Source organism: Paenibacillus forsythiae T98 (assembly GCF_000520735.1).
GTDB classification, from domain to species: domain Bacteria; phylum Bacillota; class Bacilli; order Paenibacillales; family Paenibacillaceae; genus Paenibacillus_AQ; species Paenibacillus_AQ forsythiae.
On the sequence record NZ_ASSC01000780.1, the window covers coordinates 1 to 4750 of the forward strand.

Below are 4750 nucleotides of genomic sequence, written 5' to 3' on the forward strand. Positions count from 1 at the left end.
TGAATGTATCGCTCGTCGGCCAACTCCTGCAGCGCCGCCCGGATCTGCTCCTCCCGCCGGCTCGACCTGCGCCGCAGTTGGCACATTGGAGCCATAACGCCGAAATGATGGCGGTAAGCATGCATAATCCGCAGCAGCTTCCGTGCGTTATCCGACAGCATTGCGCGTACCTGCAGGCTGCCAGGCGAGGATATTGGCCAGCAGAAACACTCGCGGCGCGCCGGAGGATAAACAGGTCGCCCGGATGCGTCCGTCCTTGATCCCTTTGACCTCGATCTTCCGCTGCGTAATCTTTCCGTCTTTGGCTTGATATACAATCTCCACAATTTGGCCTGTTCTCATTTGCATTATAACCGCCTCCAAAACAAGAACGTTTGTTTGTATTATATGCGAACAATTGTTCTTTATTCAATCTGAAGTTTATTTCTTAGTTGGGATAAAAAAGAATTTATTCAGTTTCACTCACTAAATTACATATATAGTCATATTTGTCTAGACAATCCTTTAATAATTTAATAATCTAAAAAACGTAGATAAAATAAAAAAAAGGAGCATACGCACATGAAAAAGTTCTTACATCTATTATTATTGGTAATGATTATATTCCTACTCGTGCAGCCAGCGACATCTTTCGCTTATACAGGTGGGCTCATTAATGGAAAAGCAATGTGTTTATCTAATGGGATTTCGCTTGAGGGAACTGAATCGCCTTTAGCGTCAGATAACAATCTTAATACATATGTTACTTTGCCGAAATGGTCGTCGGTTGTATCTGAAGTAGATACTCTTTATTATCAATTTGATTGTCCAATGGATATAACAGCTTATCAATTAAAAGCTGACTCAACAGGGATAACTCTATATTTCGTTTTTTCTGATGGGTCGCATACCTCACTCGATAATGCTATAAAAGTTGGAACTCAAACAGAAATAGATTATAAGAATGTTGTAGCAGTTGGTATGCAGTCTGTAAACATCGCAAAAATTTACGAATTTGATGTATTTGGAGACTCAAATAAAACTGCCCCCAGTGTACCCACTGAGATTAAAGCAACACCTGATAATTCGTCAGTTTTACTTAGTTGGAAACCTAACACAGAACCAGACTTTAGTTATTATAATATATATAAAGATGGTATTCTTTTGACTAGTGTAACGAATTCAACGTATGAAATAACAGACTTAATTGAAGGAACAGAATATACCTTTCAAATATCCGCTGTTGATTGCGCTCTGAATGAATCCGAAAAAAGTGAAATATCAACGGTTATCCCTATCTCTCCTCAACCATCTGGTAACCGAGCTATTCTAGTAGTGACCATGATTACAGGATTAGAAAAAGAGTTTGATTTAAGTATGGGAGAAGTTAATGCCTTTCTTGACTGGTACGATTCTCGGGATTCAGGAACAGGACCGGCCAGATTTGCAATCGACAAACACGATAATAACAAGGGACCATTTAAAAATCGTAAAGATTACGTAATATTTGATAAGATCCTCACTTTTGAAATAAGTGAGTATACAGCAGATTGAACGAAAAACAAACCCCGTCAGGCATAATGCTCGGCGGGGTTATCTATCTTTACTCTTCAACAGAGTACTCATCTACATTAAAAAGCATTATCCTACAACGTTTTTTGTGGGTAAAATGCGGGTACTGAATGGAGCGGATAATACGACATTACACCCGGACAGCGCGTCCGGATCGGCGTCATAGTCGATATCGGGAAGCCGATGCTGGCTATCATCGAGCTGGGAGGCTTGGAGGGGGCGCTTGAAGATCCGCTGCCGCCTGGCTGGGAAGAGTTTGATATCTGAAATACGAAAATGCCCCGTAGCGTCTGCTGCGGGGTTGTTGGTTAATAATGATCAAGTCAAAAAACTAAAAACATCATCGTAAAATTCTCGTTCCTTTTCAAAGGTCGGCATTACAAGAAGCCCCAATCCAATTACAATTGCAGAAACTCCCGAGACAACGTCCTTCTCAAAATCATACCAACTCCAAGTAAAATCAACTGTTTTGGAAAATGATTTGTTAAGATATTCATCCGGATCAAACGAATAGGAATTAGTTGACAAGCCCGAAGCAGTCATTTCTCTGACTGGCTCAAATATCGTGTTCATAGTATCCTCTGCTTTTCCTTTAACTTCATTGTAGTTGTCAACTAACATAATGCCTATTACAATGATAATAACCGCCATGACTCTTCTTGGTGTAATCATTCCTCCCATGTTTCATCATCCTATCTTATAGTTTTCCATATTTTACGATTGATTGTGAAAAATGTTTCAAAGAATCAATAAGAGTTTGATTGCGAATATTTTTTTGAGTTCCACTGAAATTAAGGAGTTTGATTATGATAAAAGAACTAAGAATTGCAATCGAAAAGGGGCAAATGGTAAGTGTAAAGACCAAGGACGGAGAAGTTGTTACGGGGACTCCAGAAGCTGCATCCACGCCAGGAAAAGTAAAGATACGAAATGAGCTAGGAGTTACATACATACCATTTGAGGAGATTGATCATGTCATGAGGGTCATTACTTTCCCATAAAGAAATAACCCCGACGGAGGCCATTACCTGTCGGGGCTACTTGTACGCTCTAAATTCAAATCGTTTCCGAAAGAACAGGCTCCCTGCGATCTTAACGGTTTCGGGAGTATATCTCTCCACCTCGCCGCCGTAGTCCATTAAGTGACCGATGGGATCGGGGTCCAAGCCGTAATCAGACAGACACTTTGGACTGCGTCAGGGCGGTCGTAATGCACTTGGTGTAGGTTGCAGAAATATTAACAACCACAATTTTATGACGCCTTGGTTAGTGTGGATGATTTTGTAAATATACTACCACATAGACATAAAACTATTTTATTCCTAAAATACAAATATTAAAATATGTTCTCAGGAGGTAATTATGGCAGGGAAAATCAAACTAATCCCGAATGCAAATTTGGATCATATTATCCCATCTGACTCACTTCTTACTACAACCGATTACTTATCTGATAAAGTATCTGATGAGGTTCAATATCATAAGAAAGAGTACTTAGATTTCAAGGACTTTCAGCCCGACTTTTCTGGTTTCTCAATATGGGACAGATTCAGAAAACCTGAATTTCAGAGACAAACAAATAGTTGGACTGACGAGAAATACATAAACTTATTAAAGACTCTTAAAAACAATCAAGTTATTCCAGGCGTCATTTTTTGGCTCAATCCAGAAACAGGTCATATTTTTGTTCTAGATGGCGCGCATCGATTATCTGCTATAAGAGGATGGATCACGAACGATTGGGGAGATTCAGACGAGGCCAAAGAATATGGATATTTAGAAGAAGATGAAATACGTGCTTCAGCAAGGCTTAGACAATCTGTAAAAGATTCAATAGGAGATTTTGAAGAATGTCGCAAAGCGATAAGTAAATTCAAAAAAATAGTCGATCAAAAAAAGAATCCCAAAGAAGAACTCGACCCAAAAATTGAAGAGATGGGCAGATTTATGTACCATTTAAATACATCATTAAAAGTTCCAATTCAATGGGTCACGGGTGGATATCAGGATGCTGAACAGTCTTTTGTAAATATTAATACTGGGGGGACTCCCTTATCAACCGAAGAAGCGCTATTTATTGAAAATAGGAGATCTCCAGTTGCAAGGGCTATGGCCGGGATTATAAGTAATGGTTCTAAACCCTCTCTTTGGATCGATCACGGTGAAAAATGTACAAAACTCAGCCAAACCCTTTACAAGTTACTACTTGCTCCCTCGGATAACATTCCATCAAAAATTAAAGTTTCTGATTATCCATTAATATTGTTGAAGAAACAAAACAGCTATGATAGATATCAGTTCTTGCAGTATCTCTTTTGTATAATTAAGCACGGTCAAACAGGTGACAATAATATCACTGAGACTTTAAAACATCTAGCTAATGAAAGTAATGACGAAGTTGTTGCAGATGCAACTTTAGATGAGCTTGAACGGACACTATATCACATAACTAGCTTAATCGGTAATTCCCCTCAAAGTTTAGGTGTATTACCTGTCTTTTATTTCTATTCATCAAAAGGGCAATATAGTAATTTGTTATTCTTCTCTTTTTTGATGTGGCTATTTAAAGGTACCGAAAAAGAAATATTAAATAGAAAGCTAGAGTTCACACTCCATCGTAGTTATTTTGAAGAAATGTGGATATTAATAAAGGACCATGTAATTAAACATCTTGGACGAAAAGGAGGACCTAGTAGGCTATCTAAAAACCAGGCTGAATTATTCAACTCACTTATTGAGTGTATAAAAAAATGCAAAGTTTCTAATATGTCGCCCGATGAAGCTGTAGAAATATTCCTTAAAGATTTAGATTCAAAAGCCTATTCAGAGTACTTAAAAAAGAAAAATGAGAGCGGCAAACCATTCTCTCAATTTTCCTCTAACACAAAAATCCAACAAGAAGTAGCTGCATACTTTGAAGGATCATATAAATGTGAGCTTTGTAAGGGTGCGATAGACTTAGGTGTATCACAACAGTTTGATCACATTGAATTAAGGAGCTTAGGTGGCACCAATTCGATTAATAATGGTAGGGTTGTGCATCCATGGTGTAATAATCATCGTGATAAGTTGCCCAAATCTAGATACACAACCTCTAATCCCATTGATCCACCACAGATTGAACCAAAACCGGATTTAGTATACAACCAAGTTGAATTCAATTTCTAAATTTTATCCCGCCATTAAATAAAATGGCGGG

General features: G+C 38.4%; 5 protein-coding genes. 3 read left to right on the forward strand and 2 right to left on the reverse strand.

Going from position 1 to position 4750, the window contains the following annotated elements; all coding sequences use genetic code 11:
- Positions 1 to 147: 147 nt before the first annotated feature.
- The gene (locus tag L692_RS0123765) at positions 148 to 348 is read right to left on the reverse strand and encodes a hypothetical protein (RefSeq protein ID WP_036725283.1); all 201 of its coding nucleotides are present in this window, start codon (positions 346 to 348) and stop codon (positions 148 to 150) included.
- 213 nt (positions 349 to 561) lie between these two features.
- Between L692_RS0123765 and L692_RS30870 the strand changes: the two genes are divergently transcribed.
- Complete coding sequence (locus L692_RS30870; RefSeq protein ID WP_025702444.1) at positions 562 to 1533, forward strand: fibronectin type III domain-containing protein; 972 nt, start codon at positions 562 to 564, stop codon at positions 1531 to 1533.
- Between the two features lie 336 nt (positions 1534 to 1869).
- Here L692_RS30870 and L692_RS0123780 read toward each other — a convergent pair whose 3' ends face one another.
- Complete coding sequence (locus tag L692_RS0123780) at positions 1870 to 2232, reverse strand: hypothetical protein (RefSeq protein WP_025702445.1); 363 nt, start codon at positions 2230 to 2232, stop codon at positions 1870 to 1872.
- A gap of 125 nt (positions 2233 to 2357) precedes the next feature.
- Here L692_RS0123780 and L692_RS0123785 point away from each other — a divergent pair, with 125 nt between their 5' ends.
- Together L692_RS0123785 and L692_RS0123790 are read left to right on the forward strand one after the other, a co-directional pair.
- Positions 2358 to 2552 (forward strand): hypothetical protein, encoded by a 195-nt coding sequence (locus L692_RS0123785; protein ID WP_025702446.1) that lies wholly within the window; start codon positions 2358 to 2360, stop codon positions 2550 to 2552.
- Between the two features lie 361 nt (positions 2553 to 2913).
- Positions 2914 to 4719: an HNH endonuclease family protein gene (locus L692_RS0123790; RefSeq protein ID WP_025702447.1), complete on the forward strand. Its 1806-nt coding sequence runs from the start codon at positions 2914 to 2916 to the stop codon at positions 4717 to 4719.
- Positions 4720 to 4750: the final 31 nt, after the last annotated feature.